At 76.0% G+C, this 3,240-nt stretch carries 4 protein-coding genes; 2 read left to right on the forward strand and 2 right to left on the reverse strand.

The genetic code is table 11. The annotated features are described in order from the left end of the window. Positions 1 to 335: GNAT family N-acetyltransferase (locus ABZU46_RS31445; RefSeq protein ID WP_354863325.1), on the forward strand; the 335-nt coding region annotated here is incomplete at its 5' end. Positions 336 to 384: 49 nt separating this feature from the next. Here the strand turns inward: ABZU46_RS31445 and ABZU46_RS31450 are convergent. Together ABZU46_RS31450 and lgt are read right to left on the reverse strand one after the other, a co-directional pair. Further along, positions 385 to 1,572, reverse strand: a complete 1,188-nt coding sequence (locus ABZU46_RS31450) for an FAD-dependent monooxygenase (RefSeq protein ID WP_234587996.1) — start codon at positions 1,570 to 1,572, stop codon at positions 385 to 387. Positions 1,573 to 1,587: 15 nt separating this feature from the next. After that, complete coding sequence (gene lgt, locus ABZU46_RS31455; RefSeq protein ID WP_354863326.1) at positions 1,588 to 2,778, reverse strand: prolipoprotein diacylglyceryl transferase; 1,191 nt, start codon at positions 2,776 to 2,778, stop codon at positions 1,588 to 1,590. A 101-nt stretch (positions 2,779 to 2,879) separates the two neighbouring features. On the opposite strand from lgt, the gene ABZU46_RS31460 reads away from it, so the two are divergent. After that, positions 2,880 to 3,240, forward strand: a 361-nt coding sequence (locus ABZU46_RS31460) for an NUDIX hydrolase (RefSeq protein ID WP_354863327.1), incomplete at its 3' end; no start/stop codon positions are given.

Consider the following 3,240-nt stretch of genomic DNA (forward strand, 5'->3'; position numbering starts at 1 on the left):
CGTCACCCAGCGCCTCGACCCGGACCCGGATCGCCGACGGCCGGCGGATCTCCGCGCTGGCCGGGACGCCGACCGAGGGCGCGCTGGCCAGCGGCATGGCGATGCGGGTGGACGACGTCGCGGAGATCGCCGGGGTAGCCACCCTGCCGGCCGCGCGCCGTCGCGGCATGGGCGCCGCGCTGACCGCCACCCTCGCCCGCGAACTGCTCGCCGCCGGCACCGACCTCGTCTTCCTCTCCGCGGGCAGCGAGGAGATCGCACGGGTCTACCTGCGGGTCGGCTTCCGCCGCATCGGCACCGCCTGCATCGCCGAACCCGCCGCCCTGATCCCCTGAACCGCGCGGTTTCCCAGAGCCACGCGGTTTCCCAGAGCTACGCGGACGGTCAGGCCGGCGGACGCCACTGCGCCGCGGAGGCGGCGGCGCTGGAGAGCAGCCGCGAGTTGATGGTGCCGAGCGCGGCGTCGCGGGCGCGCAGCGCCAACCGGCCCCGGGTCTGGAGCACCGCCGACATGCGCCGGGTCTGGCGGACCACTGTCGCCGCCCGGGGACGGCGCACCCGGTCGTACGTCTGCACGGCGTCGGGCAGGCGGGCCTCGCGCAGCAGCGAGGCGAGCGTCGCGGCGTCCTCGAAGGCGAGGCAGGCGCCCTGGCCGAGGTGCGGCGGCATGGCGTGCGCCGCGTCGCCGAGCAGCACCACCCCGCCCGGCCCGACTCCGAAGCCGTAGGCGCGGGGCAACGGGCGCAGCTCACGGACCTCCTGCTGCACCAGGTCGCTCGGGTCGGTGGCGTCGAGCAGCGCGGCGATCGGCGCCGGCCAGCCGGCATACCAGCGGCGCAGGAGGGCGAGCTGGGTCTCCGGCGGCTCGGGGCGGGGAGCGCCGGCGGCGGTGGCCACCCAGTAGATGCCACCCCGACTGGAACCGCCCGAGGAGCCACGCTCGCCCAGCGAGGCGGCCACGAACCGGTAGCCCGCGCCGAGAACCTCGCCGGCGATCGGCTGGTCGGCGGGCAGCCGGGGCGCCCGGTACCAGGGGATGACCGCCCGCCAGGCCGCGCAGCCGGAGCTGACCACGCCGGACTCGGGGGCCAGTTGGCGACGGATGACGCTGTCCGTGCCGTCCGCGGCGACCACCAGGTCGGCCTCGATGGTGTGCCGTCCGTCGCTCACACCCGGGCGTTCGCCCGGCTCGACGCGAACGTGGCGCACGGTCACCCCGGTACGCAGCTCGACCCGGTCACCGAGGCCGGCGATCAACGCGTCGTGCAGATCCTCCCGGTGCACCACCACCGGCATCCGGTCGGCCGGCGTCGGCCGGGGTTGCACCAGCCAGTGCCCGTCCGGGCGGCGGACCCCACCGTCGGGCAGCGGGGTGGCGATGGCGGCCAGACCGGCGCCGAGGCCGAGGGCCTGCAACGCGCGGACGCCGTTGGGCCAGAGCACCACGGCGGTCGGCTCGGGGCGGACCCGCTCGGCGCGGTCCAGCAGGGTGACCTGCCAACCGGACCGGGCCAGCGCGCCGGCGACCGCGAGGCCTCCGACCCCGGCGCCGACCACCACCGCGCTTCGCATCGGTGCCGCCCCCGCTCAGCTGTCCCGGTCGGCGGGGCGTACGCCGGCGGCGTCGGCCCGGTCCTCGTCGCGCGCCTCGCGCGGGTCATCCGTCGGCCCGTCGGCGCGGGCGCTGGCTGCCTCGTCGTCGGTCGCCTCGTCGTCGAGCGGCTCGGCGCCCTCGGGGCGTACGTCGTCGGCCGCCTCCGGCGGCGCCACGCCGGTGTTCCGCCAGGTGTCGTACTGCTCCTCGCTGACCACCCGGTAACCCTCCGGGGCAGCGGCGCGCGCGCCGGTCTGGCCTTCGGAGACGTCGACCTGGGACAGGTCGGACGTGGTGGGCGGCGTGGGCGTGGCGGCCGGGCCGATCGGGATCAGGTACTCCCGGGGGCCGCGGACCCGCACGAAGTAGATCAACGCGCCGAGGAAGACCAGGGCGGCCGTCCAGACGTTGAGCCGTACGCCGAAGATCTGGTTCGCCTCGTCGGTGCGCATCAGCTCGATCCAGAACCGGCCGGCGGTGTAGCCCATCACGTACAGCGCGAACGCCCGGCCCCGCCCGAGCCGCAACCGCCGGTCCAGGATGAGGACCAGCGCGACCACGCCCAGGTTCCACAGCGCCTCGTAGAGGAACGTCGGGTGGTAGAGGCCGGGTTCGAGGATCGGCTGCCCGGCGTCGTCCCGCAGCGCGTGCCCCGGGTTGTCCGGGTCCATCCGGTGGATCTCCAGGCCCCACGGCAGCGTCGTGCGGCCACCGAACAGCTCGTTGTTGAACCAGTTGCCGAGCCGCCCGACGGCCTGGGCCAGCGGCAGCCCGGGCGCGAGCGCGTCGGCCACCACGCTGAACGGGATGCCCAGCTGGCGGGCGGCGATCCACACGCCGATCGCCCCACCGGCGACGGCGCCCCAGATGCCGAGACCGCCCTCCCAGATGGCGAACGCCTTCATCGGCTCGCCACCGGCGCCGAAGTACTTCTCCGGAGAGGTGATCACGTGGTAGATCCGGGCGCCGATGATGCCGGTCGGCACCGCCCACACGGCGATGTCGAGCACCGCGCCGGGCGCGACGCCGCGCTGACGCAGACGGCGTTCGGTCACCCAGCAGGCCAGCACGATGCCGGCGATGATGCACAGCGCGTACGCCCGGATCGGGACCGGCCCGAGCTGCCATACCGCGGTGCTGGGACTGGGCAGGGCCGCCTGGGGGGACAGCGAGGCGATGGTCACGGGTGCACACGCTACCGCTGCGCACCCCCGCAGCGGCACCCCGGGCCGCCGTGCGCGGATCCCGATGACTTCTGGTTTGCGCCGCCGTACGCTCTTTGTCCATGAGCGCGCTCACCTGGGCGGTCGCCGCGGTCGTCACCGACGCCGCCGGCCGGGTGCTGCTCTGCCGCCAGGGCCGGGGCCAGCGCCGGTACGCGTTGCCCGGCGGCCGGCTGCGCCCGGCGGAGAGCCCGGTGCGGGCGGCGCTGCGCGACATCCGCGCCGAGACCGGCTGGGAGATCGACCTGGTCGACCTGGTGGGCGTCTACCACCTCGACGGCCCGACGACGCACACGCGAGCCGGGCGGGCCGGCCCGCTGCCGGACATCCTGGTGCACGTGTTCCGCGCGCGTGTCGCCGAGGGCCGGCCGAGTGCCGACCCGCCGCCGGGCTGCCGGCTGTCCTGGCACGCCCCCGGGGTGC

Origin of the sequence: Micromonospora sp. NPDC005197 (assembly GCF_040608295.1) — a bacterium.
In the GTDB taxonomy this organism is placed as follows: domain Bacteria; phylum Actinomycetota; class Actinomycetes; order Mycobacteriales; family Micromonosporaceae; genus Micromonospora.

Coding starts and splice junctions, on each gene's coding strand:
- ABZU46_RS31450 (WP_234587996.1), bottom strand. CDS start 1,572: ATGCGAAGCGCGGTGGTGGTCGGCGCCGGGGTCGGAGGCCTCGCGGTC.